19 protein-coding genes and 1 pseudogene are annotated in these 25,023 nt (G+C 33.1%); 6 read left to right on the top strand and 14 right to left on the bottom strand.

The features are described 5' to 3' along the window. Window positions 1-101: 101 nt before the first annotated feature. The gene (locus AD998_08305; protein KOY86149.1) at window positions 102-512 is read left to right on the top strand and encodes a hypothetical protein; all 411 of its coding nucleotides are present in this window, start codon (window positions 102-104) and stop codon (window positions 510-512) included. A gap of 3 nt (window positions 513-515) precedes the next feature. Here the strand turns inward: AD998_08305 and AD998_08300 are convergent, their stop codons facing one another. From AD998_08300 to AD998_08285, 4 genes are all read right to left on the bottom strand, one after another. Continuing rightward, the gene (locus AD998_08300; GenBank protein ID KOY86148.1) at window positions 516-2,429 is read right to left on the bottom strand and encodes a hypothetical protein; all 1,914 of its coding nucleotides are present in this window, start codon (window positions 2,427-2,429) and stop codon (window positions 516-518) included. Window positions 2,430-2,459: 30 nt separating this feature from the next. After that, window positions 2,460-3,431, bottom strand: a complete 972-nt coding sequence (locus AD998_08295; GenBank protein ID KOY86147.1) for a phosphate starvation-inducible protein PhoH — start codon at window positions 3,429-3,431, stop codon at window positions 2,460-2,462. An 84-nt stretch (window positions 3,432-3,515) separates the two neighbouring features. Further along, the gene (locus AD998_08290) at window positions 3,516-4,367 is read right to left on the bottom strand and encodes a hydroxymethylglutaryl-CoA lyase (GenBank protein KOY86146.1); all 852 of its coding nucleotides are present in this window, start codon (window positions 4,365-4,367) and stop codon (window positions 3,516-3,518) included. 129 nt (window positions 4,368-4,496) lie between these two features. After that, a complete protein-coding gene (locus AD998_08285) occupies window positions 4,497-6,278 on the bottom strand; it encodes a hypothetical protein (protein KOY86145.1) in 1,782 nt (593 codons plus the stop codon). Between the two features lie 290 nt (window positions 6,279-6,568). On the opposite strand from AD998_08285, the gene AD998_08280 reads away from it, so the two are divergent. Beyond that, window positions 6,569-7,876 carry a hypothetical protein gene (locus AD998_08280; protein ID KOY86144.1) on the top strand — a complete coding sequence of 436 codons (1,308 nt, stop codon included), beginning with the start codon at window positions 6,569-6,571 and terminating at the stop codon, window positions 7,874-7,876. Between the two features lie 140 nt (window positions 7,877-8,016). Beyond that, complete coding sequence (locus AD998_08275; protein ID KOY86143.1) at window positions 8,017-8,619, top strand: ATP-dependent dethiobiotin synthetase BioD; 603 nt, start codon at window positions 8,017-8,019, stop codon at window positions 8,617-8,619. 1 nt (window position 8,620) lies between these two features. Here AD998_08275 and AD998_08270 read toward each other — a convergent pair whose 3' ends face one another. The 6 genes from AD998_08270 to AD998_08245 all read right to left on the bottom strand — a co-directional run bounded on the left by AD998_08270 (window position 8,621) and on the right by AD998_08245 (window position 15,728). Beyond that, window positions 8,621-9,340: a hypothetical protein gene (locus tag AD998_08270; GenBank protein KOY86142.1), complete on the bottom strand. Its 720-nt coding sequence runs from the start codon at window positions 9,338-9,340 to the stop codon at window positions 8,621-8,623. Next, window positions 9,337-12,141, bottom strand: a complete 2,805-nt coding sequence (locus AD998_08265) for a hypothetical protein (GenBank protein KOY86141.1) — start codon at window positions 12,139-12,141, stop codon at window positions 9,337-9,339. Before AD998_08265 ends, AD998_08270 begins: the two co-directional genes overlap by 4 nt. Before the next feature lie 125 nt (window positions 12,142-12,266). Further along, a complete protein-coding gene (locus AD998_08260; GenBank protein ID KOY86140.1) occupies window positions 12,267-12,713 on the bottom strand; it encodes a hypothetical protein in 447 nt (148 codons plus the stop codon). Window positions 12,714-12,918: 205 nt separating this feature from the next. Then, the gene (locus tag AD998_08255; protein ID KOY86139.1) at window positions 12,919-14,184 is read right to left on the bottom strand and encodes an isocitrate dehydrogenase; all 1,266 of its coding nucleotides are present in this window, start codon (window positions 14,182-14,184) and stop codon (window positions 12,919-12,921) included. A gap of 114 nt (window positions 14,185-14,298) precedes the next feature. Next, on the bottom strand, window positions 14,299-15,294 hold the full coding sequence (locus tag AD998_08250; GenBank protein ID KOY86138.1) for a hypothetical protein: 996 nt from the start codon (window positions 15,292-15,294) through the stop codon (window positions 14,299-14,301). Next, on the bottom strand, window positions 15,294-15,728 hold the full coding sequence (locus AD998_08245) for a hypothetical protein (GenBank protein ID KOY86137.1): 435 nt from the start codon (window positions 15,726-15,728) through the stop codon (window positions 15,294-15,296). Before AD998_08245 ends, AD998_08250 begins: the two co-directional genes overlap by 1 nt. A gap of 151 nt (window positions 15,729-15,879) precedes the next feature. Between AD998_08245 and AD998_08240 the strand changes: the two are divergent. From AD998_08240 to AD998_08230, 3 genes and pseudogenes are all read left to right on the top strand, one after another. Then, window positions 15,880-16,962, top strand: a pseudogene (locus AD998_08240) (hypothetical protein). A gap of 633 nt (window positions 16,963-17,595) precedes the next feature. Then, on the top strand, window positions 17,596-18,144 hold the full coding sequence (locus AD998_08235; GenBank protein ID KOY86136.1) for a hypothetical protein: 549 nt from the start codon (window positions 17,596-17,598) through the stop codon (window positions 18,142-18,144). A 69-nt stretch (window positions 18,145-18,213) separates the two neighbouring features. Next, the gene (locus AD998_08230) at window positions 18,214-19,065 is read left to right on the top strand and encodes a hypothetical protein (GenBank protein KOY86135.1); all 852 of its coding nucleotides are present in this window, start codon (window positions 18,214-18,216) and stop codon (window positions 19,063-19,065) included. 20 nt (window positions 19,066-19,085) lie between these two features. Here AD998_08230 and AD998_08225 read toward each other — a convergent pair whose 3' ends face one another. The 4 genes from AD998_08225 to AD998_08210 form a co-directional block, all read right to left on the bottom strand. After that, window positions 19,086-20,339 (bottom strand): hypothetical protein, encoded by a 1,254-nt coding sequence (locus AD998_08225; protein ID KOY86134.1) that lies wholly within the window; start codon window positions 20,337-20,339, stop codon window positions 19,086-19,088. A gap of 179 nt (window positions 20,340-20,518) precedes the next feature. Next, window positions 20,519-22,231, bottom strand: a complete 1,713-nt coding sequence (locus AD998_08220) for a hypothetical protein (GenBank protein KOY86133.1) — start codon at window positions 22,229-22,231, stop codon at window positions 20,519-20,521. A 67-nt stretch (window positions 22,232-22,298) separates the two neighbouring features. Continuing rightward, complete coding sequence (locus AD998_08215) at window positions 22,299-23,552, bottom strand: hypothetical protein (protein KOY86132.1); 1,254 nt, start codon at window positions 23,550-23,552, stop codon at window positions 22,299-22,301. Window positions 23,553-23,577: 25 nt separating this feature from the next. Further along, entirely contained in the window at window positions 23,578-25,017 is a 1,440-nt protein-coding gene (locus AD998_08210; protein ID KOY86131.1) for a hypothetical protein, read from the bottom strand. Window positions 25,018-25,023: the final 6 nt, after the last annotated feature.

Genomic DNA, 25,023 nt, shown 5'->3' with positions numbered 1-25,023 from the left:
CATAACATCTCATTTAATCATTATCAAAACAAAAATAATGCAAAATTTCATTTTATTATACTTTTTAGTTATATTGTTTTGATTTTAAAACAGTTACTCTTATGGCAGAGCTTAAAACAAAACCTACTCAAGCAAGTGTCAGCGATTTTTTGGAAACCATCTCAGATGCTCAGAAAAAGCAAGATTGTGAAAAAGTAATAGAAATCATGCAGAAAGTAACGCAAAATGAGCCTACCATGTGGGGCGAAAATATGGTTGGTTTTGGTACTTGTGAGTATCAATATGCTTCAGGTCGTACAAATACATGGTTTCCTGTGGGCTTTGCACCTCGAAAAAATGATATTACTTTATATTTTTTGGCTGGTGTTGAAAAATACAATGATTTACTGCAACAGTTAGGAGGTAAACATAAAATGGGAAAATCATGCCTTCATATACAAAAATTTTCGGAAGTAAAAATGGATGTACTTGAAAACATCATAGAAAAGGCCTTCTTAGCTATGCAAAAATAAGCTTTATCTATTTTTCTGTTGATCCAAGAAGAAATCAAGGGATATTTGGATAAGTTTCAATGCTTCTTGGCTTTGCTCTTTCAGTTTATTCCAATCAACAAACTCTCCAAGACACGAAAATTCCATAGTATGAAGCAAACGAGCAAGTACATTATTTCCCATGAGTGTCGCAATAGGCTTTAGCTTGTGTACTGCTTTATGTAAACCTTCGCCATCTTTCAAAGCTATGGTTTCTGTTATTCTCTGTATATCTTCAGGGGCGGCTTTTACAAAAGAGTCCACCATATCTTGCATAAACTCCTGATTATTATCTGTAATTCTAAAAAGATATTCTAGGCCATATACCTGCTTTTTTTCTTCAGGAATAACACTTTCTATTATTTTATAGAGTTGCTCTTGTCCAAAAGGTTTTAGAATGGTTGGATAGTTAATTTTTCGTATACCAATACTTCCAGTAGCAAAAACAATAGCTGTTTTTTGGTTGTATTTGTTTTGAAGTAAAAATTTTTCTACTACCATATCCCCATCCATATCAGGCATCTTAAGATCTGTGATGAACAAGTCATAGTATTCTTGTAAAACAGTTTCTAGTGCTTGGCTACCACTTTCAGCAGTTTGAACTATGAAGCCTTGTTCCTCTAAGATTTTTTTTGTGTACAATCTACTAATAGCCGAATCATCTGCAATCAAAGCTTTTAAGCCATAAAATTTCTTAATTTGCTCATTTTTACTTTTTGTGTTGGTTTCTATATTTTTTTGATATTCTAAAGGCAAATAAAATACAAATGTTGTTCCCTCTCCTACAACACTTTTTACATCAATTGTACCTTTTTGTAATTCTATAAGCTGTTTTACCACTGAAAGGCCCAAGCCTGTTCCACCCAAACTCTGATAAGAATATTCCCCTACTTGCTCGTAAGGGTCAAAAATTTTATCTATTTGGCTTGCTTGCATTCCTACACCTGTATCCTTTATTTGAAAACGAAGAATGCATTGATTATTTTCTTTTTGAGATTCTAAATCTACTTTTACAAAAACACCACCTTCTTCTGTAAATTTAATCGCATTACTGAGCAAATTATAGAAAATTTGTGTCAGACGAACCTCATCTCCAATAAGATAAGTTGGAACATTTTCACCTATTTGAAAATGTAAGGTAAGTTTTTTTTGTTCCAAAATATGCAAAAAATTCAGTTGTAAATGCTGAAACATTGCATTGAGGTGAAAATTAACTTTGTTTAAAATAATATTCCCTACTTCAAGCTTAGAAATATCTAAAATATCATCTAAAATAACCCTCAAGTGTTTCGCTGCCGTATAGATACTTTCTATATATACTTTTGTTTCTCCTTGTGAATTTTCTTGTTCTAATATTACCTGAGAAAGTCCCAAGATACCATTAACAGGTGAACGTAGCTCATGACTTATTTTAGAAAAAAATAAAGTTTTTAAATCTTTATTTTTTTGTAGTTCTGTATTACGAATCTGTAAGAGCGTATTCTCAAGCTGAAAGTTCTTATTTTGTAAATCCAAGTATTCATTTTCAATCATTGCAAGTCTTGCTTCTTGCTGATGTTTAAGAATATATTTACTTGTATGTTCTGTATCTTTAATGATACAAAGGATATAAGCCTTTTCTGCATCCTTTTCTTTTACAAAGAAGAAATCATAAATAGCTGGTTTTTCTTTATAAAGAGCTAAATCTACACTTGGTAAAAATACTTCTGGTTCTGAAAGAATAGCTTCTTTTAAGCTCTCAATAAAAGGAAAAATATCAATAATATTTTTCCTTATTTTATTGGAATAACTCCAAAGTGTATTACAACTATCTAGAATATATAATTCTTCATCAAGTAGAATAAATTGATAATGAGATTGTTCTGAAAGATATTTTTGCTTATAATTTAAAACATTCATTTGCTAGATAGTTGTTATTGTTTATTTTACTTAAGGAGTAGTGTTCGTCTTTTCAGACTTATCATAAGCTCGAATAATGGCTTTTACTAAACGATGTCTTACTACGTCTTTAGCATCTAATTCTACCAAAGCTATCCCATCTACATCTTTGAGTATTCTTAAAGCATCCGCAAGCCCCGAACGTTGCTTAGTGGGCAAATCTACTTGCGACTGGTCACCAGTAACAATAACTTTCGAATTTGCTCCCATCCTTGTCAGAAACATCTTCATTTGCATAGGAGTAGTATTTTGAGCCTCGTCCAGAAGAATAAAAGCATCATTGAGTGTACGTCCACGCATATAAGCCAAAGGGGCTATTTCTATAATTCTGTTTTCTTGGTAAAATTTAAGTTTTTCAGAAGGAATCATATCATCTAGAGCATCATAAATAGGGCGAAGATATGGATCTACTTTCTCCTTTAAATCACCAGGTAAAAAACCTAAATTTTCTCCCGCTTCTACGGCTGGTCTTGTAATGATAATTTTCTTAATTTGTTTGTTCTTCAATGCTCTTACAGCCAACGCAACAGCAATATAGGTTTTTCCAGTACCCGCAGGTCCCAAAGCAAAAACCAAATCATTTTCCATACACTCTTTTACAATTAGAGCTTGATTTTGTGTACGAGGTTTTATTCCAAAACCCTTTGTTCCATACAAAATCACTTCTTCTCTGATTTGTTCTAATGTATCTTCACCAGTCTGTTCTCTTCCACTTCTATATAAATATTCATCTATATTTTCAAATGTGATTTTTCCAAATTTATTGTAATGTTCTATCAGGGAATTAATAATTTCATTGATTTTCAGAATATCAGGTGTTTGTCCTTGAATACGAATCTCATTACCTCTTGAAAGAATTTTACTTGTCGGAAATGCTGATGATAATTGTTTGATATGGCTATTTTCTGCTCCTAAAAAATCTACCAACGAAATGTTTTCTAAAGTTATAATTTTCTCTATCAAAATATCTTAATTTTTGGTGTGAAACAATACTACGCAAATTTATATAAAAAAGCCTTGATTCTCAAGGCTTCTTATCCCTATTTTTTAACCAAATATTTGAGGTGAAAAATTGAATGCCTCTTGAAATGCTTGTTTATCGTAACTAAAACCACTATTTTTATTTTCTAAAACAGCCAAAATAGTTTCTGTGGCGATATTACCTGTGAGTTCATCTTTTGCCATTGGGCAACCTCCAAAGCCTCTCAAAGCCCCATCAAAACGCCTGCAACCTGCTTCGTAAGCTGCTTCAATTTTTTGATAAGCTGTTGTAGGGTTACTATGCAAATGCAAACCCCATTCTATTTGTGGCATTTTGGTATTTAAGTGGCTAAATAAACTTTTGATACTTTCAGGTGTGGCAACTCCAATTGTATCAGAAAGTGCTAAAATTTTCACTCCCAAAGGCACTAATTTTTCAGCCCAAGATTCTACGATTTCAGGGCTATAAGACTCATCATAAGGATTTCCAAATGCCATTGACAAATATACTACCTGAGTTTTGTTGTGTTTTAAACAAAGTTCTTGTATTTCAGCAACATTCTGAATACTTTCCTCTATACTTTTATTAGTATTTCTTTTTTGAAACTCTTGAGAAACAGAAAGAGGAAATCCTAAATACTGAATTGGCTCAAACTGACTTGCTTGCTCTGCCCCTTTCAAATTGGCAATAATAGCAAGCAACTTGGTTTTTGTATTGCTCAAATCAAGTTTTTCAAATACCTGAGCTGTATCTTGCATCTGTGGGATAGCTTTGGGCGATACAAAACTTCCAAAGTCTAATGTATCAAAACCTACTTTTAGAAGTAGATTTAAATATTGTGCTTTTAGTTCTGTGGGTATAAAATCATGGATGCCTTGCATAGCATCTCTGGGACATTCTACAATTTTAATAGACATATTCTAAGCTATAAGTGATGAATTCTAAGTTTAATACAAAAACAATCAAATCTCAAAAAAAATTGCAATAAAACAAACAAGAGCCTGATAAACTACCAGACTCTTGTTGTAAATAATTCAAATAATTTATTACCTTTTCCTTGCCCTAAATTTACCGTTATAGATACTTGCAAGGACATTTGTTTGTTTATTTTTTACAATTCCTGAGAATGTACCTTTTATTTCTGTGGCTGTGTTGCTTGTGACAACTGTTGTACCAGAAACAGGCTCATAAGATTTTTGGCTTCCAGAGGTTTCAATATAAATATTCATACCAAGTTTTGATTGGTATATTGTGGCTGATCCCCATGTTGTACTTGTAGCTGAGAAAACATGATAATTATACAAAGGTGCTGTATAAGTTGATAGAAAATATACAGTAGAATCAGAAACTGTTGGTAAATTGGCATCTGTATAAACCACTTTCAAATTGTTATATCCATCACCATTGATAAAATACTCATTATCATTATCTGCATTAGAGCAGTTGAGCGTAATTGTACCTAAATTTCCTGATACTAAATTAGTGATGATTTGTTGCTCTCCTGAAATATTGCTTATTACTATTTTTGCAGGCATTCCACAACTTACAAAAGAAAACTTACTATTAGCATTTGTAAAAATCCCTAAAACATAATTATTATTGGCGTCATATACTTTTACATGAACAAATTCGCCTGCTGGAGTATTGTTACAGAGATTTACTGTACCTGAAACAGCAACAGGATTCTGGAATAAAGCAGATACATCAATATCTCCCATATCATAGACTTGTCCCACAGATAAAGCTGGTATGTTTACTGTAACTACAGCCGTTTGACAAGCATCTTGTCTTCTAAAAGAAATGGTAAGAGGAGTTCCTGATGTTACAGAGGCAACATTATTATGTCCAAAAGTACCATCAGTATCTGTCATACCACTTCCACCCAGAGAACTATATACAGATACTCCACTTACAGGTGTCAGTACTCCATTGATAGTTGTTACAGTTCTCCCTTTGATGGATGCCCTTTGAGATACAGGTTGGGCTATATCACAATTCCACCACGTAAAATGGCTTACTTCACCCACATACGTATTTCCTTGTTTTGTAGCTGAGCCTTCTTGTTTCCAAGTGGCTGTATTTTCATCTAAACTCCAAAGTGGGATGCTATTGGGAGCAGTTGCAGACTGAGAATTGGCAACAGGCATTTTAATTGTTGCTTTATTTTTGGAGAGTTGCAAAGAGTTTCCACTTGCATCTTCCATCAATACTTCCATCATCCCAAAGGTTTCTAAACGATTTACAGTTCCATTGGCATCTGTGGCTCTCATGGTAGCAGGGACTGTTTCTAAAAAATTTGGACTATCAATATTTGCAAAACGAGCATAAACCTTAATATTTCCTGTATAAGGTTGATTTGTTTTTGCATCCACATAACTATCAGCAGGAAAAACTACAGATGCACCAGAGCTACCAATATTGGCTGTTGTGCCACTCGAAGCATTAAACGACGCTACAACTACTTTTTTCTGAAGTTTTATTTGAACATTTTGTGTTTTCTTACCATCAAGTTCTAAAAGATGGATACTTTGGAAATAACCGTTATAGTTTGCTTTTAAAACTGTTCTTTGAGTAATGTTTACTCCTTTACTTGTAAACCCACCATTATTATCCGTTAGAACATCTTGATTATTAATATTGACTGTTACTCCTGATAATGGTTTGTTATTTTCATCTGTAACTACGCCAAAAATAAGAGTATTGACTGCATTATTGGGTTCTTCGAGTTTTGGGTCTGGGTCAGTTGTATTATTTTTTTTACAGCTAAAAAATACAGTGGTGGCTATAAAGCTAAAAAGCAGGCTTTTTAATAAAAATTGTTTTAACATAAAGGATTTAAAGTTTTAATACATGAATAGTTTAACATAGCACCTGTTTAGTATTTATAGAACTATTATTTGCTGCAGTCAAAGCGTAGTTTTATAAATTTCACTTTTAATACTACTATATTCAAACTGAATAAATATAGTAACCTTTATTTTTTACAATTTTTTTTACATTTGATTTAATTTTCATCCTAAAATATTCGCAGTAAAATAGTTATGAATATTATTTTTTGGCTTTAAAACTTGCATTTATATTGCAAAAGCAGTTTCTTTAGAAGTAAAATTTCAGCACTATGATTGTCATTATTGGAGCAGGTATTTCGGGGCTTACTTTAGCCTATCATTTAGAAAAACAAAAGAAAGATTATGTTCTACTCGAATTAAAAAGTAATGAAAATCAGGCTGGTGGGTATATTCGTTCAGTTAGAGAGCAAGAGTATTTGTATGAGCTGGGTCCTAATTCTTTACTTTGTGACCATGAGATTCTAAGTTTTTTAGAAGAACTTGGTATTTCTAATGAAATCGTAGATGCCAATATCGTAAGCAAAAACAGGTATGTATATAAAAATGGTGCATACAGAAAACTTCCATCTTCCCCTATTTCTTTACTTTTCAATAGTTTCTTTAATTGGAAAACCAAATTGAAGATATTTGGAGAAAGTAAAGTAAAGTCAAAAACACATGCTCAAGAAACACTAACAGAGTTTTTTGAAAGGCGTTTTGGTAGAGAAGTGGTAGATTATGCCCTTGATCCTTTTGTTTCAGGTATTTATGCGGGAAACCCTGATGAATTGCTTGTTCAATATACTTTCCCTTCGCTTGTAGAAATGGAAACTCAATATGGCTCTATTTTGAAAGGCTTAAAGAAAAACAAATCTACGGAACGCAAAAGAGTCGTTTCATTTAAAAATGGTATGCAAACGCTCCCCAAAGCCATTGCTTCCAAAATCAAGATTACATATTCGGAGAAAGGTGTTCAGGAAATAAATAAACTGGATAATAAAAAATGGGAAATTGTAACTGATGAAGCTACTTATCAGGCTTCTAAAGTCGTACTAACTACCACAGCCCATCAATCTGCACCATTTTTTATCAAATCGAATCCTAAATTTGGAGAAAGTTTACAAAAAATAGCGTACGCTCCTATGGTGGCTGTTCATACTATTTATTACAAAAATGATTTAAAAATGCCTCTCAATGGGTTTGGGGCTTTGCATCCTTCCAAAGAAGGTTTGTTTAGTTTGGGACATGTGTGGAGTAGTTCTGTTTTTTCGGGCAGATGTAAAGATAATGAAGTACTTTTTACAACTTTTGTAGGTGGTAGTAGAGGTTATGAAAAAACACGCATGGAAGACCATCAGATTATGGGAAAAGTTCAGAAAGAATTGCGTGAATTATATGGAATACAAACATTACCTGTTACTCAAAGAATTTTTCGTTGGGAAAAAGCTATTCCACAATATGACAAATACATTGCTGAAAGTTATGAAATAGCTGAAAGCCTCGAAAAACAAAACCTTTATATTTGTGCAAGTTGGAAAGGTGGTGTTTCGATTCCCGATTGCATGAAAAAAGCCAAAACATTAGCAGAAAAATTGTAGTTTGTTATTGTGAAGAGAAAGAAAATAGATAAAAGAAAAAGTAATACCATTAACCAATCATTCTATTATCCTTTTTCTTATCTCCTTTCTCAAAAAACATTATTCATTTAAAACCTATCATTTATACCTCCTCATTTAAAATGCGTTATTTCATTAGTGCCATTCATACCGATTCTGGCAAAACCCTTGTCAGTGCCATTGTAGCCCAAGCCCTCAAAGCTGATTATTGGAAGCCTATTCAATCAGGTATGCCCAAAGATGCTGATACAGTTAAAAATTTAGTAAGTTTTGATATAAAAATACACCCTTCTGCTTATGAGTTTCAGAAGCCTGCCTCGCCTCATGATGCAGCCAAAGCAGAAAGTAGAACCATAGATATTGAAAAAATCTTTTTGCCTGAAACCGAAAACACCTTACTCATTGAAGGAGCTGGTGGTTTGCTTGTGCCCTTGAATGACACTCATTTTGTGGCAGATATAGCTCAAAGGTTTGATGTAGAAGTTATTTTTGTGATTAATATTTATTTGGGTTGTATCAATCATAGTTTGCTTTCTATTCAAGAAATGAAACGCCGAAATCTGAAAGTAAAAGGCATTATTTTTAATGGTGAAGATAACCAAGAAACCAAACGCATTATTCTGCACCATGCTGGCTACCCAGAATTATTGCATATCCACCCTGAAAAAGAAATAACTCCTGAAATTGCAGCCAAATATGCTGAACAGTTGAAGGGTAAATTTTAAATTAATAATTCATCAGCATGAGTAAACTTTCTTTTTTGTTTCTAGAAACAGGCAGGACATCATTATTACTCATTTCTACGTAACCCCCTGCCCCTTTGAGGTACTTTTTCATGTAGCTAATCTGAATGAGATATGAGCGATGTATGCGTATGAAGTATTGTGATGGCAACATACGTTCATACTCTTTAAGAGTTTTGCTCACAATGTGTTTTTCACCATTTTGCATATAAAAAACTGTATAATTGTCATCTCCCTTACAATAAATAATATCTGTAATATTTACAAATACAAAGCCTTCTTGAAATGGTAAAGCAATTGATTTATTCCCCAAAGGAGCTACGATTTCCTGCTTTTTCAGTTTTGTTTTTACCTTCTGAATAGCTGATCCCAGCTCGTCAATATCAATGGGTTTTAACAAATAATCTATTGCTGATACTTTGATGGCGGGCAAAGCGTATTGATTGTAAGCTGTTGTGAAGATTACCTCAAAGTAGGGTGTTGGAAAATAGTTAAATAAATCAAAACCTGAACCATTGGGCATAGAAATATCTAAAAATACAATATCTGGTTCAAACTGATTAATTTGTGCAATAGCTTCTACACATGAAGTCGCTTTTGCTACAATATTCACCTCTGAGGAATAATAATTTTCTATCAACAGTTCCAAGGTCTTGGTTGCTTGAATTTCGTCATCTATGATAATGGCGGAGAGTGATGTCATATATATATTTCTACTTTTGTACCCAAAGCATTTCCGTCTTTGTCTGTCAAATCGTGAAATACCATTTTGGATTGATTATGATAATGTAAATTTAAAAAACTTAGTCGTTCTTCTATGAGTTTCAGACCTCTTGAAATATGATTAGAAGGGTTAGATTTATGTTTTCGTCCCACTCCGTTGTCTTCAATTATAATTTTAATTTGTTGATTTTCTTGAGAAAAACAAATCAATAATTTTTTGTTTTCTTTTTTAGGAGATAACCCATGAATAATGGCATTCTCTACAACTGGCTGAATGAGCATAGAAGGAACTTGGACATTTTGTGTTTGTAAAGAAGCCTCTACGATCATTTCAGTTTCAAACTCAAACCGACTTTTTTCTAACTCTATATAATTCCTCAACTGCTCTATTTCTTGTTGTAAAGGTGTAAAATTTTGAGAGGTATTGTCCAAAACATATCGAACCAGACGACTAAATTGACTCAACAGTTTATTGGCTGCTTTGATATTTTGTTGTAAAAAAAATGTCTGGATGGTGTTTAAAATATTAAAAATAAAATGAGGATTCATCTGAGCTCTTAATGTACGCAATTCTAAATCTGCTATTTTACCTTTCAACATCATTTTTTGATAAGCAACTCTGTACTTGATATGCCAAATAAGCCCTATACCTGCTGTCATTAACAAGCCTACAAGTAAAAAAAACCATGTTTCTTGCCAAAAATGAGGTTTAATGACAAACTGAAATTGTGTAATGGGGGTATCTTCTATATTTTTAGAAGAAGCTACTTGTATGCTAATTTGGTATTCATCAGGTGGTAATGATGACAACTCTATCATGTTGGAATTGGTATAACTCCACTCTTTCTGATTGCTTTTGAGCTTATAACGATAATAGAAATCCGTATCTACAAAAGAAACATGCGTAAAACCAATTCTGAGATTGTTCTGATTTGCTGATAATTGAATAGGACGATTTTGGAAATCTATTTTTTGATTATTGACCCATACATCTGTCAAATAGACAACCTTTTTATAATTACTTTTTTCTCTTTTAGGCATTTTGATAAGCCCCTCAGAACTTGCAAGCCAAATTGTATCATTGGTCACATGCACATCATTCAAATATCCTATGGGCAAAGCATATACTTCCTCTAGCTTTTTATTCTCAATTTTATACACAGATTTGTTGGTAATCGCCCATAAAGTATTATTTTTCTGCTCTAAAAATATTCTTTTGACAATATTGCTGTTCAAGCCATGTTTTTCTTGCCATACGTTTACAACAGAATCTTTGTTATTGAGTAATACCAACCCTTTTCCCAATGTTGCTACCCAGACTTGCTGGTTACGATCTACCAAAATATCACTGATTCTCACGTTTAGGTTCGGATTTTGACTAAAATCCTTTTCTTTTTTATTTTGTAGCTTATGCAAGCCTTTATGGGTGCTAAACCAAATTGTACCATTTGATGAGCCTGACACACTGAATACACGATAAGAAGAATACAATGTGAAATCTTTTTTAGTTTTATTTTGAAACAAAACACCCCTATGCCCACCAACCCAAAGCGTATCTTTTGTGATTGCAAAACCTCTTGCATTAATCTGATAATCTGAATATTGAACTAAAACACCTTTTGTTTCTTTAAAATTAATAATGGTCTGATCTGTAAGCACCCAAATACTATCACCCATATTCAGCATTTTATTGATTCTGTGAATAGTATTGTAATTATATTGAGGTGTATGTAAATCGTAATGGCTTATTTTTTCATTATTAAATCTTGATATTTTAAATTGATGATAACCTATCCAAATATTCTGATTTTTATCGCTGGTAATACACGAAATATGATTTTGTAACAGACCATCTTGAGTTGTGTATTTGTTTGCTTCAATAGAAGGTGTATAAAATACACCATTGTTGAGTGTCGTAAACCAAAAACCATTGTCTCTGTCTTTTCGGATACAAGTAACTGCTTCTTTCGCCAAAATAGCTTTCTGAAAGCTAAATGGTTTATTTTTTTGCATTACATACGCCCCTGTACTAGTTCCTATCCATATTTGAGAATCATCTGTTTGGCAATATCTGAGGAGAGAACGTTCTTTTTTCTGAAAATACTCCTGAACTTCACCTGTTTTGATATTAATTTTATATCCTCCATAAAAGAATGTATCATCTAGATTAGGACTGATGGCAGAAGTATGGAATTTAATGATGTCCTGATATGAAAAAGATAATTGTAGAATAATAGAGTAATCTTTCAAATTATCATTCAAGATATGTACTCCTTCTCTTGTAAAAAAATAAACATGCCCTTTTTCTTCCCAAAATTTTAAAACTGAGCTTTTTTGAGGAAAATACGATACTGACATATCAGGTTTGATGCATAAGAAACCTATTACACTACTTAACCAAATATTTTTTTTTGAATCTTCAAAAAATGCAACCAGTGTAGAATTAAATTTGACATTTTGTTCTCTTAATTTTTGATCTAGATTATGAATTATTCCGTTTTGGAAATAGCATATTCCTCCATTAAACGAAAGAAACCATATCCTACCTTGTGAATCTTCTCGAATCTGAAAGTTTTCGTTGTCTTTTAAACCATCCGAAATAGTAAAATTTACAAATGTTTGTCCGTTGTATTTGCTGATGCCTGCATCAGTAGCAAACCACATAAAGCCTTTTGAGTCTTGAAAGCAATCGTACACCATATTGCTTGGCAAACCCAATTCAATCGTAAGGTGTTTAAATATAGGTTGTTGAGCTTGTAATATTTTTGTTTGAAAAAACATCACAAGACTCATCAGTAGCACTTGAATCCAAAATATTAAATTACTCTTCATAATTCATAACAGAATCGCACAGTAAATATACTGTGCGATTTCTTCATTACTTGCTTAACAAAACAAATTTTTTATTACCAATTTTCTACTTTAATTTTTGCTGATATATTAAATGATGCCCAAGTTGGTTTAATAAATTGTACAGTAAATCTATCACCTGGTACTCTTACAAATTTTACAGTAGGCTGACATTCAGTATTCAACACTTCTACTCCATTTCCATCCTTAATAATTAATTTAGGGCATCCGTTAGGGTCATTTGGTGCATAACAAGCACAACCTGCTTCAAATTCTGATACATTTAACCATACACGGCTTGCCGTTGTATTAACATTATAAGTCTCGTTATCTGTAGCAGTAATTGTTTGTCCTAGAGCTAGGGTAACACTTTCTGTTCTTGCAGTTCTTTGATTTGAATTTACCTGTCTTGCATCATCTGGAGGAACAGGCTTATAGCCACAAGAAACCAAAGAAAAACAAATTGTAGCAACAGACATTGCATTTAAAACGATACGTTTCATAAATAAATAGTTTTGTAATTTTTAAGTAAACAACTGATGCAAATATATATGCATACTAAAGCAGATAGCAAGTTATAATGAGTATTTGGTTATTATTGATGAGCATTCAGACACTATTGATGAGGGAGGTATTTTAAAATACAAAAAGCCAAGACTGAAATTAGTCTTGGCTTTTGTGTCTAAAATCTAATGTCTGCAAGGCAGATTACATATTTTTGATAACTTCTTGTCCGAATTCAGAGCATTTAAGAAGTGTAGCTCCTTCCATTTGTCTGTGGAAATCATAAGTTACTCTTTTTGCACCAATAGCACCATCCAAACCTTTGTAGATAAGGTCAGCAGCTTCTTTCCAGCCCAAATACTCAAACATCATAGCACCTGATAAAAGAACAGAACCAGGGTTTACTTTGTCTTGTCCTGCATATTTAGGAGCAGTTCCATGTGTTGCTTCAAAAATAGCGTGTCCTGTCTCGTAGTTGATGTTTGCACCAGGGGCAATACCAATACCACCCACAATAGCAGCCAAAGCATCAGAGATATAGTCTCCATTTAAGTTTGGAGTCGCTATCACAGAATATTCGGCAGGGCGTAACAAGATTTGTTGTAAAAACGCATCAGCAATGCTGTCTTTTACAATTAGTTTGCCAGCTTTAATGGCTTCGTCTTGAGCTTTGTTGGCTTCTGCTTCACCTTTTTCAGCTTTAATTTTTTCCCAAGTATTCCAAGTAAATACTTTATCGCCAAATTCTCTTTCAGCAAGAGCATAACCCCACTTCTTGAAACCACCAGAAGTATATTTCATGATGTTTCCTTTGTGTACAATGGTTAAAGAAGGCTTTTTATTATCTAAAGCATATTTAATCGCTGAACGAACCAAACGCTCCGTACCCTCAACAGAAATAGGCTTGATACCAATGGCTACTGTTTTGGGGAAACGAATTTTGGTTACTTTCATTTCATTCAAAAGAAAATCTACTACTTTTTGGTTATTGGGGCTACCTTGTTCCCACTCAATACCAGCATAAACGTCTTCAGTGTTCTCTCTAAAAAGTACGTTATTGGTCAGGTGTGGATTTTTTACAGGTGAAGGAACACCATCAAACCAACGTACAGGGCGTACGCAAGCGTACAAATCTAATTGCTGACGCAAAGCAACGTTCAAAGAACGAATACCCTCGCCCACTGGTGTAGTCAAAGGACCTTTGATACCAACTAGGTATTCTTTAAAAACATCTAAAGTTTCATCAGGAAGCCAATTTCCTGTTTGATTGAAAGCTTTTTCACCAGCTAAAACTTCTTTCCAAACGATTTTTTTCTTGCCTCCATAAGCTTTTTCTACGGCAGCATCCAAAACTGGTTGAGAAGCTTTCCAAATATCTACTCCTGTACCGTCTCCTTCAATGAAAGGAATTGTAGGCATATCAGGTACTTGTAATACGCCATTAAGAATGGTTATTTTTTGTTCAGACATTGTTATTTTTACGATTAAGTTGTTTGATATAATTTTGGGTTTTTATTTCTATAATATTGAATTCAATTATTTTTTTCTGATTTCTAATAATTTTATGTACTCATTACTCTGTACTTATTTGGGCAAATACCTATCTCCAAAACCCTTACTTATTTTTTCTAAATTTCGGATAGCAGATGAACTAATATGTTCAAATTCTCTATCACAATGAAAAAATACGACTTTCAAATCAGTTTTGAGGTCTTTCATGAAACCAAGCTGATTTATTTCGTAAGCCAAATCATCACCATTTCTGAGTCCCCTAATAAGCGTCATATCGGCATCTTTTTCTTTGGAAGCCATATAATCTGTCAGAAAACCTCCAAAACCTTCTGTTTGCCTGTAATACAAAACAGGGTTAATATCATCATTGATGGCTATTTCTGTTTTTTCAGGATTCATACCTCTGGCAATGATAACTTTATCAAAAACTTGTTCAGCTTTTTCTAAAATATCATAATGTCCATTATGAAATGGATTGAAAGACCCAGGGTACACACCAATATTGGGTCTGTAAACAGACAAATATTCTATCAAATATTGTAGATTTTGAGCATTATGAGGATTTTGTTTTTTAAGCTTTTCCAAAACATTGAGTCTTCCTATTTTATAAAGACTATAGTCAAATACCTGAAACTCTTTAAAAATCTTTTTTTCCCAAGCAAGTAGTTCTGTGAAATTGCTGTCTGTTACGATAGCAAGGTCTATTTTACAGAAATATTCTGAAAGTTCGGAACTGGGCGTATGTGATTTGGTATCTAAAATCATTTCAGATACTTGCCTTTTGATAGCTTCGTTTGCTCCACAAAGCTCTTCAAACAATTCAGCCGATTTCTCTTCATTATCTTGTCCTTTGGGTTTGTAGACAATATCATGGAAGAATGCTACCAAATACAAAATTTCTTTTTCTGCCTCACTCCAAGGGCTTAATTGTATTTTATTGAGCAAAAAAGCTAGATGTTCTTCGTTATGATAAAAACGATGTTTTTCTTGCCAAGCCTTCTCAATAGTTTGCCAATGATTGATTTTATATTTTTCAAAAAGATTCTGATAAGCTTCGTATGGTATCATCAGATTCTGATTTTAGTAAATAGACCGTTTACAAGCAAAATCATACCTGCTACTACCATTGTTCCAAACAACAATAACCAAAAAGGATGTTGAAATTCAAAAAAAGAAGTTGTAACATAAAAATTTTCATCTCCTGACTTTACGCTCATTTGTTTGAGAATATTGCCAATATTACGAAGCCCCAGCCACAATCCCATGAAAAAAAGAAACAAACCAATTGCTATCACTCCTCTTTTTTTATCTCTTGCCTCTCTAGTATGCTTGAGTACATTCATATATATCTTCTCTATTTGCTCATCAGGCATAGCTGTGGGCATCAGTCCTTTTACTTCTGTTAGATTCTTCCCTTCTTTGATATATACATGGATTTGGTCATACTCATTGATAATGGCAGGAGGCGTATAATCTTCGGCTTTTCTTTTAGGAATAATCATAGATAAAATTCATCAAACGGCCCCAAAAATACAAAACTTACTGAATTTAACAAAATTAAAATAGGACTCTTTATTATTCTAAAATACGTCATTCAACGTATTTGTTTAATTTTTATTTTGATTTATTATCGCATCATAACATTTTAATTTTATGAAAAGATTTTTTTTATTTTTGTTTGTTTGGAGTTATGGAACTCTTTATGCTCAAACAGAGGCATCAAATTGGTATTTTGGCAATAAAGCAGGTATTCGTTTTGTAAATGGTAAACCTGAAGCCTTGACAGATGGTATTTTAAACACAACAGAGGGCTGTGCAACAATTAGCGATAAAAATGGTAATTTATTGTTTTATACTGATGGTAAAACGATTTGGAATAAAAATCACCAAATTATGGATTCTGGTTTAGAAGGACATGAGTCAGCTACACAGTCTGCTATTATTGTGCCCAAGCCTGGTGATAGTCGTATTTTTTATGTTTTCACAGTACATATCGTTGACGAATCAAAAGGCTTACAATACACAACTGTAGATATAAATAAGAACAATGGTCTTGGAGGTATACGAGAGAAAAATGTTTCTGTTTTGAATTTTACTGATGAAAAAGTAACAGCTGTTCGTCATAAAAATAACAAAGATGTCTGGGTTATCACTCATAAATGGAATTCTGATGAATATTACAGCTATTTATTAACCAAAGATGGTTTAAGCAAAACTCCTGTTATTAGCAAAATAGGCTTGATGCATGCATCAAACGCTGATCATTCAATTGGTTATCTCAAAGCATCTCCAAAAGGTAATAAACTAGCTGCTGCTGTGAAATCTTTAGCTAAATATGAATTATTTGATTTTAACAATACCACAGGCAAACTTTCCAACTTTATAGAATTGGATGCTTCTAAATCAACAGCCCTTACTTATGGAATAGAGTTCTCTTCGGATGGTTCTAAACTCTACTGTTCTGCAGGTAGTGTCAATGAAATTTATCAATTTGATTTGAAAGAACAAACACCTGAAAAAATTAAGGCATCTCGTTTTTTAGTAGGTAAAACAGAAGGTTGGACAGGGGCTTTACAATTAGGGAGCGATGGAATCATTTATGTTTCACCCTATTCTGTGGAATATCTAGGAGTGATTAAAAATCCTAATAAAAAAGGCTCAGAATGTAATTTTGAAGAAAAGGCTATTCATCTTAAAGGGACAAAAACGCAATTGGGATTGCCTACATTTATGCAAACCTATTTTGAAGAAACAGAAAATTTACTCAAAATTACCACTAAAGACAATAAACCTGTGATTTTGGGTGAAGCTTTCACAAAAGATATTTTATTTGACTTTGATCAATTCATTATCAAACCTGCATATTTCAAGGAATTAGACGATTTAGCAGAGTATATGAAAGCCGTAGATAATGTAAACATTGATATTGTAGGACATACAGATAATGAAGGTACAGATCAAAAAAATCTGCTTCTTTCACAAAACAGAGCCAAAGCTCTAAGAGATTATCTTGTAAGAAAAGGAATTACTCCACAAAGAATTAATCATAAAGGACTTGGAGAAACTACCCCCGTAGCTCCCAATACCACTCCAGAAGGCAGAACCTTGAACAGACGTATTGAGTTTACTTTGAAGAAGATATAATATTTAATTTAGTGTTTCAGTAATAGGTCTTAGTAATATACTAAGACCTATTTTTTTGTCTAACTATAAATTCATAGCCAAGTTATTTTGACTATGAATTCATAGTCAAATGTTCAAATATCTGCATTATAACATTTTGATTACAAACTTAATTTTTACTATCTATCTTAAAATCTATTTTTTTATTTTCATATCTTTGTATTCTATAACTTATTACTAAATACTATGAAATACAACACGGAATGGCTCGAAGAGCAAGAAAAACAAGGAAAAACATTAAACTATTTATTTTTTTGGGGACATACAGTCCCTACTGATGGTGGAATCGGGAAAACATGTATGAGCCAATGGTATCCTATAGGTTTTTCTGAAAATGGTGTACAATATGCTACTGCTGAGCATTATATGATGGCTCAAAAAGCTATTTTATTTAAAGATGAAGCCATTTTACCTGAAATTCTTTCAGCCAAAACACCCAATGATGCCAAAAAACTTGGTAGAAAGGTTAAAAACTTTGATGAAGCCACTTGGTTAAAACACAGATACGAGTTTGTAAAACAAGGAAACATACTTAAATTCTCTCAAACGGAAGTACTCAAAGGGTTTCTATTGGGGACAGGCTATAAAATTATTGTAGAGGCAAGCCCTTACGATAAAATTTGGGGTATTGGGCTTTCTCAAGATGCCCCTGATGCCCAGCACTTCTCTACTTGGAAAGGTTTGAATTTATTAGGTTTTGCATTGATGGAAGTAAGAGATGAATTATTAAAATGACTTTAGAGAATTAAGAGAAAAGACTTTTAATGTATTTAGTGAAAACATTTGAATTTATAAAATAACACTATGAAAAAAACAAGTTTAATTGCATTTGCAGAAGAATCTATAAAAATCAGTGAGAAAGGAAGTTATGTAAGTGCTTCAGGTAAGCAAGTGAGTATTGCTAAAGAACAACGCCAGAGTGTAGAAAACAGTATTTTATATACTCCAGAAGATTTTAAGGGATTGTTTGAAAAAAGAGATACTCTTATCCAGAATAAAACGCCCCACGATACTGTATTCGAAGTAAAAAATGAAACAGTGTTGGAGTCTATTGCAAGAATTAGTACAGAAGTTCCTAACGAAAAAATATTTGTTTTGAATTTTGCTTCTGCCAAAAACCCTGGTGGAGGCTTTCTGAATGGAGCAAAAGCCCAAGAAGAGAGTATTGCAAGGTCTTCGGGGTTACACCCAAGTCTGATGAAACATTTTAAAATGTATGAAATCAATAGAAAATTGACTTCTTGCCTGTACACTGATTACATGATTTACTCGCCTCTTGTGCCAGTATTTCGTAATGATGAGGGAAAGTTATTAGATACGCCTTTGCAGGCTTCTATCCTAACCTCTCCTGCTGTAAATGCTGGCGTTGTACGCAGACAAGGTACACAAGAAGAAATTGATGCTATCAATGATACCATGCTTGCCAGAACAGAAAAAGTTCTTTCTGTGGCTTTGATGCATGGCTATGAATATCTAATTTTAGGAGCTTGGGGTTGTGGAGTTTTTCAGAATATCCCAATGGATGTAGCTAATTTCTTTAAATTACACCTTACAGAGAATTCTACTTTCAAAGGAATGTTCAAAAAAGTAGCTTTTGCTGTGTACGATATGCCTTATGGCAATAGTATACATGCTTTTCAAAAAGTATTTGGATAACTAAAAAAATGATTTTAGCCCTATTTGGAAAGTTTTTTCAGAGGGCTACTTTTTGCTTTTTCGGGAATAGAAAGGTAAACTGCATCATTCTTTTGCAGTCCGTCTAAAATTATAATTTCATTTTCGTTACTTTTACCTACTTTTACCTCCTGACGAACAATACTATTTGCTTTTTTGACATATACATAATTAATGTTGTCTTGTTCGTTGTGTAAACAGTCAAGAGGTATGAAAATGGCACTATTCATTGCCTCACAAGTGATAATATTGGAGGTTGTCATAGTGGGTTTGAGAGCAGGATGAGTATTCTTAAGTTTCACTTTTACTTCAAATACTTTTACCTGACTTTCAGGACGTTGCTCACCAATATTAGAAATACTTGTCACTTCACCCTCAAAGAAATTTTGGGGCAAAGCATCTACTTTCACTTTTACAATTTGTCCTACTTTTATCTTACTGATGTCAATTTCGTTTACATACGTTCTTGAGACCATTGCCTGCATATCAGGTAATGTAGCAACTACTGCATCCCAAGCACTTACAAAACTACCTACACTTTTTTTCTGTCCATTCCAATCTCTTTGATAAATCACCAATCCATCAGCAGGAGCATTTACTACAAAACTTTCAGATAATCTTTTGATTTCTTGATACTTATATTCTTCCTGTCCTAATGTTTGACTGGTTTCAGAAATTTTGGCAATAGCTTGTTGTTGTTTAATTCGATAAGTTTCTTGAGCTTGTTGATAGCTTCTTTTCGCTTTTTCAAGTTCTACCTGAATTTGTCTTACTTGGGCAGGAGCTTCAAACTGACTTGCTTTGAGGGCAGCTTCTTTTTCTTTTACGAGATAACTCCAGTTCATCAGTTCATTACGTTCTGTTCTGAGCATCAAAGATGTATCTAATCTGCTTTGAGTGAATTGGCTTCTAAGTTTGGAGACTTCAGCTTCTGCAAGTCGCAGTTTTTCAGACATTTCCATTTTATCCAAAGTAGCTACATAATCTCCTTTTTTTACTAATGTTCCTTCTGGAACTAAATCAGCAATCTTAACTTGAAAAACTTTCGCAGAACGAAAAGCATCTTCTGGGGCAGTGATTTTAAGGGAATTTTGAGCTTCAAGCTCTCCATTAGCTACTACAAGTACTTCAAATTTGCCACTTCGCACAGGTACAAGGATATCTTGTTCGCCTTCCTTATCGCTAACTAGCCACGTAGCTATCAAAAACAAGGCGATTACCGAACTTGTAGCAATATATACATTCTTATGATTCATATATTATCAACTATGAAGGCTTTAAACCTTCTCCAATAATAGTATTTATTTGATGTAGCTGTGTATGATAGGCTTTTAGGGTTTGGTTGAAAACAAACATACCATTTTTTTTCTAAAAATAATAGTTTTATATTAAGTTTTTTACAGAAATCCCAATATTATTCTTGATTTTCTTATTTTTATTTACCAAGCCAACTTTGTTTGAAAAGCTGAAAAAAATCGTAGTTATCATGATTTTTCGTTTCAATTTCCAAAATTTTAGGCTTTTTACTGGGTGCAAAAAAATCTTGTAATGATTGTTCAAGACTTTGAGCATCTGTAGCCAACAAATAGTCCATTTTATATTCTTTGGCTAAGGATTTTGCTGAATTGTGTTGTTCTGTTTCAAAGTATTTTTCTAATTCAGGTAATTTTCCAGAATCAGGTAAAAGTCTAAATATTCCTCCTCCAAAATTATTAACGACCACTATTCTTAGATTTGCAGGCAAATGGTTATGCCAAAAAGCATTTCTATCATAGAAAAACGCCATATCACCTGTAATGAGTGTTACAAGTTGTTTAGAAACTAAGGCAGAACCCAAAGCTGTACTATTACAACCATCTATGCCACTTGTCCCTCTGTTACAAAAAACTTCTATGTTTTTTTCAGGTTTTAAACTCAGATAATTGGCATAACGTACAGGCATACTGTTTGCCAAATGCAAAATACTTTTTTCAGGGAGTTTCTCCATGACCTCTGAAACAGCCCAAAATTCATTGAAGGGATGTTCTTTATCAAAAAACTTCTTCAAAAACTTCTCTGCTTTCTTTTCTTCTTCAAGCCATAAACCAAAATAATCATCTTTCTGTATTTTCTTGCGTGTATAACTCAAGTAATACTCTAAACCTTTTTCAGAAGAAATAGGTAATATATGTGTTAAGTGTTTATAAGTATCTGGCACTTGCCCGTATTCTTGAATATGCCAGTGATAACGAGGCGGATAGCTACGCAAAAACTGTTTTAAAGCTTTTGAAAGTACTGATTTGCCAATTGTAATTAGTAAGTCTGGTTGTAGAGCTTTTTTGAGTTTTTCATCACTTTTCATCAAAATCAAATCGTGATGGCTAATGGTTTTTCCAAAAGGATATGCATTGCCTATCAAATCTGCAACAATAGGTATTCTAAAAATTCCTTTTCTTTCAATTTGGGGCAAAGTATGCAATAAAACAGGATTCATGGGGGTTTGTCCCACTACAATGAGTTGTTTTTCACATTTTTCTTCAATTTCCATCAGGTGTTGCCAATCTATTTGGGCAGGTGTTTTGATGGTTCGAATTTGTTCAATAATTCTAACATCTTTATCAAAAACAATTTCTTCATCTTGTTCAGGATAAAAAGGTTCTCTGATAGGTATATTGACATGAACAGGTTGATGTTGTTCATGTTGGGTCAGATTAATGGCTTCATTGATAATTCTGTTTGTATGCCATAGAGCATCAGGATGGCTGTAATCAACTGGTAACTCAAATGATGCTTTTACATGCTTTCCATATACATTTTGTTGTCTGATGGTTTGTCCATCTTGTTGGTCTATCCATTCAGGTGGTCTGTCTGCTGTTAATATTAATAAAGGTATCTCTTGAAAATAAGCCTCTGCAACAGCAGGAGCATAATTGAGTGATGCAGAGCCTGAGGTACAAACAAGAACAACTGTTTGGCGTAAGCTTTGAGCCATACCCATTGCTATAAAAGCTGCACTTCTTTCGTCAGGTACTATTTTGGTTTCGATGTCTGGATGTCTTGCAAAAGCAATTGTAAGAGGAGCTGAACGAGAGCCAGATGAGATAACCACATGACGAACTCCTTTTTTAGCACAAATTTCAGCGATATTATACAAAGCAGGCAATAACATGAAATATACAATTATGAGTGATGAATGATAAGTTATAATTGTTCATTGAATGATGTCCAATGAATCATTAGAAAGCTATTCCACGTCTGATTGCCTCTACCATGCTTGTCCAAACAGGCTCATATTCGATATACCGAACGAGTACATAATAATCTTCGAAAAATTGGTTAGGTCTTCTTAAAAACGTGAAATTAATTTTTGTAAAATTTTTTCCTTTATCAGTCATCGAATTTTGAGCATCATTACCTCTATAAACCCACCTTTGACTATCTTTTTCAAACATAATTTCATCAGGTTCTCCAAAAATAGCATATATCATACCCATATCTGTTTTCCAACCTTCTTTAAAAGAAGCGTAACGCATATTGGCAATTCTGATTCTCTGATAATAATTTTTAATAATTTCTTTGGCTTTTTCAGTATCTCCTTTGAACAAAGCAAGCCAAAAACGGTCGATTCCTTGTTTCAAATCAGAAGCTGTTTCTATTTTCTGAATTTCTGATTTTTGAGAAATATAAGTAATGGGACTTACAAGCTCTTCTTTTTGACTGTATTTAGGGTAATTTTTGCTTTCTACTCTTAATCCTACTCCATAAAAGGCGTTTGTATCTTGTCTAATAATATATAAACCTTTTGTACTGAGTTTTATAGGTTCATTTGTTCGAGTTTTAAAAATACTATCTACCTTCAACGTTTTATTTTGAGCAGGCTGGCTAAGATTCATAGGAGCTTGTGCTGCTCCATAGTCTTGTTTGATTCTCGTTACATAAATATCTATTGCCTTTTTAGATAAGCTTTGAACAACAAAGTTCTCTCCTTCTGTAACTATTCCATTTAAGACAGGAAATGTTTTATTTTCTTTGAATATAGCAAATTCCTCTCGAATTCTTGTTTTGGTGAATGCTATTTTGGTAACAATTTGGTGTTTTTGTAATTTCTCGTTATCTATCAAATCTAATACTAATATTCCTGTAGGCGAAGTTTGGCTTGTAGCTACTTCAAAATACCAATAAATATTATTTTCATCAGAAGTAATGGGATAGTTTTTCCAAATAACTTCTGCTCCGTTTGCAATCCAGTTGGGGTTTTCACTTAAATCTTCTTTTATCTTATAGTAAGCCTTAAACCGATTTTGAAAACCCTCAGTTGTGATTCCTTTCAATAAATTATTTTTATACAACTGAACATATACTCTAAGTGTCTGATTGTTGTCTAAAATCAGAAATCTTGCATCCAAGCCTCCAGTCCCAACTATTTTATCCTGAGAAAAACTCTTGAAAGTGGCAAAAAAAATGATTATCAAAAATATGAAGCGTTTCATAAGCTATTTGTTTTACAATCTTACTTTATTCTAAACCATTTTTAAAATATTGTGTCCAGTCTTTGTTGGTTTTCTCATTGACAATTTGCAAAAAATTTTCTGTAAGTACAGTTTTTTTCTTATATCTTTCATAAAAAGTACGCAAAATATCAAAGAAAACAGTGTCATTATTAATTTCTTTACGAAGAGCATGTAAAAAGTGTGCTCCCGCCCAATAAATTTGCCCTTGCATACCAAATACTTGATTTGAATATACATTGCGTGGAGCCAAGATTTTATCTGTTTGAGCTTTATATACATTTCCTCCTAAACCAGATAAAGCATTTTCATACATTTTTGAAATTTCAGCTTCATATGTTTTTTTTCCATACATTTGTTCAATAAACAAATATTCTGTATAAGTTGCAAAGCCTTCATGTAACCACATATCACCCATATCAGAAGATGAAACTGCGTTACCCCACCATTCGTGAGCAAGCTCATGAATAAGCGTTCCATGTAAATTGACATCTTCGGCATAAGCATATCCCATTGGGTTTTCTCTCAATGAACCTACAGCTACACAACTCTGATGTTCCATACCATCATATACTGTTTCCACCACGGCAAGTTTATCATTCCAAAATGCATATTCTCCAAACATTTTTTCACAGAAGGCGACAAAAGTTAAACCCATTTGTACATAAAATTTTTCTTTTTCCGCTTCTTTAGTAGATTTATCGTTTTTCTTCAAAAAATAATATTCCATAGAATGTCTTCCAGATGCGTTGATATAAACACCAGAAACTTTCTGATAATCACCTAAATAAATTGTAACATTATAAGAGTTAATAGGGTTACGAACAACCCAATGGCTTGTTTTATAACCAGCAATAGGAGAACTTTCTACTTTTTCTAATTTTCCGTTGCTAATACATTGTAACTGAACAGGAACTGTCCAATGCAAACGAACAGAATCGGGTTCATCACCAAGATATTCTTTACAGGGATACCAAACAGAAGCTCCTACAATTTGGCAGGCTACTCCAACAAGAGGTAATTTATTGTGTGTTTTCCAGTGAAATCCATCTGTTGAACGTACACCAATATTCGTTCTGGGCTTACCACCATAGTAAACAGCTACACTATAATTTTTATTCAATTCTAATTCAAAAGGGAAATCAATAAAAAATGCATCAAATTTTCTTTCATAAGAGAGTTTTTTATTTTCAAAAACAACACTATCTATATCCAAGTTTTTAAATAAATCTATTTGAATTTTTTTAGTAGCTTTTACAACTTTAAATGTAATAACATTATGCCCTTTTATTGTTTTTTCATCAGGATTTATAGTAAGATGTAAATCATAGTACCCTACATCAAAACAAGCTCTTTCTGGAAGCAAGCCACCTTTTACCTCTTTATAACTTTGTGCAACAACAATTTTTGTTAAGAAAAATACTGCTATTAATAATTTAATTTTCATGTTTTT

It is taken from the genome of bacterium 336/3 (genome assembly GCA_001281695.1).
In the GTDB taxonomy this organism is placed as follows: Bacteria; Bacteroidota; Bacteroidia; order Cytophagales; family Thermonemataceae; genus Raineya.
This window is presented reverse-complemented; position numbering and strand designations above follow the sequence as displayed.

What these genes read in the sequence shown, in the direction of transcription:
- AD998_08305 (KOY86149.1), top strand. Translation starts at nt 102, where the DNA reads ATGGCAGAGCTTAAAACAAAACCTACTCAAGCAAGTGTCAGCGATTTT.
- AD998_08300 (KOY86148.1), bottom strand. Translation starts at nt 2,429, where the DNA reads ATGAATGTTTTAAATTATAAGCAAAAATATCTTTCAGAACAATCTCAT.
- AD998_08290 (KOY86146.1), bottom strand. Translation starts at nt 4,367, where the DNA reads ATGTCTATTAAAATTGTAGAATGTCCCAGAGATGCTATGCAAGGCATC.
- AD998_08285 (KOY86145.1), bottom strand. Translation starts at nt 6,278, where the DNA reads ATGTTAAAACAATTTTTATTAAAAAGCCTGCTTTTTAGCTTTATAGCC.
- AD998_08280 (KOY86144.1), top strand. Translation starts at nt 6,569, where the DNA reads ATGATTGTCATTATTGGAGCAGGTATTTCGGGGCTTACTTTAGCCTAT.
- AD998_08275 (KOY86143.1), top strand. Translation starts at nt 8,017, where the DNA reads ATGCGTTATTTCATTAGTGCCATTCATACCGATTCTGGCAAAACCCTT.
- AD998_08270 (KOY86142.1), bottom strand. Translation starts at nt 9,340, where the DNA reads ATGACATCACTCTCCGCCATTATCATAGATGACGAAATTCAAGCAACC.
- AD998_08265 (KOY86141.1), bottom strand. Translation starts at nt 12,141, where the DNA reads ATGTTTTTTCAAACAAAAATATTACAAGCTCAACAACCTATATTTAAA.
- AD998_08260 (KOY86140.1), bottom strand. Translation starts at nt 12,713, where the DNA reads ATGAAACGTATCGTTTTAAATGCAATGTCTGTTGCTACAATTTGTTTT.
- AD998_08255 (KOY86139.1), bottom strand. Translation starts at nt 14,184, where the DNA reads ATGTCTGAACAAAAAATAACCATTCTTAATGGCGTATTACAAGTACCT.
- AD998_08250 (KOY86138.1), bottom strand. Translation starts at nt 15,294, where the DNA reads ATGATACCATACGAAGCTTATCAGAATCTTTTTGAAAAATATAAAATC.
- AD998_08245 (KOY86137.1), bottom strand. Translation starts at nt 15,728, where the DNA reads ATGATTATTCCTAAAAGAAAAGCCGAAGATTATACGCCTCCTGCCATT.
- AD998_08235 (KOY86136.1), top strand. Translation starts at nt 17,596, where the DNA reads ATGAAATACAACACGGAATGGCTCGAAGAGCAAGAAAAACAAGGAAAA.
- AD998_08230 (KOY86135.1), top strand. Translation starts at nt 18,214, where the DNA reads ATGAAAAAAACAAGTTTAATTGCATTTGCAGAAGAATCTATAAAAATC.
- AD998_08225 (KOY86134.1), bottom strand. Translation starts at nt 20,339, where the DNA reads ATGAATCATAAGAATGTATATATTGCTACAAGTTCGGTAATCGCCTTG.
- AD998_08220 (KOY86133.1), bottom strand. Translation starts at nt 22,231, where the DNA reads ATGTTATTGCCTGCTTTGTATAATATCGCTGAAATTTGTGCTAAAAAA.
- AD998_08215 (KOY86132.1), bottom strand. Translation starts at nt 23,552, where the DNA reads ATGAAACGCTTCATATTTTTGATAATCATTTTTTTTGCCACTTTCAAG.
- AD998_08210 (KOY86131.1), bottom strand. Translation starts at nt 25,017, where the DNA reads ATGAAAATTAAATTATTAATAGCAGTATTTTTCTTAACAAAAATTGTT.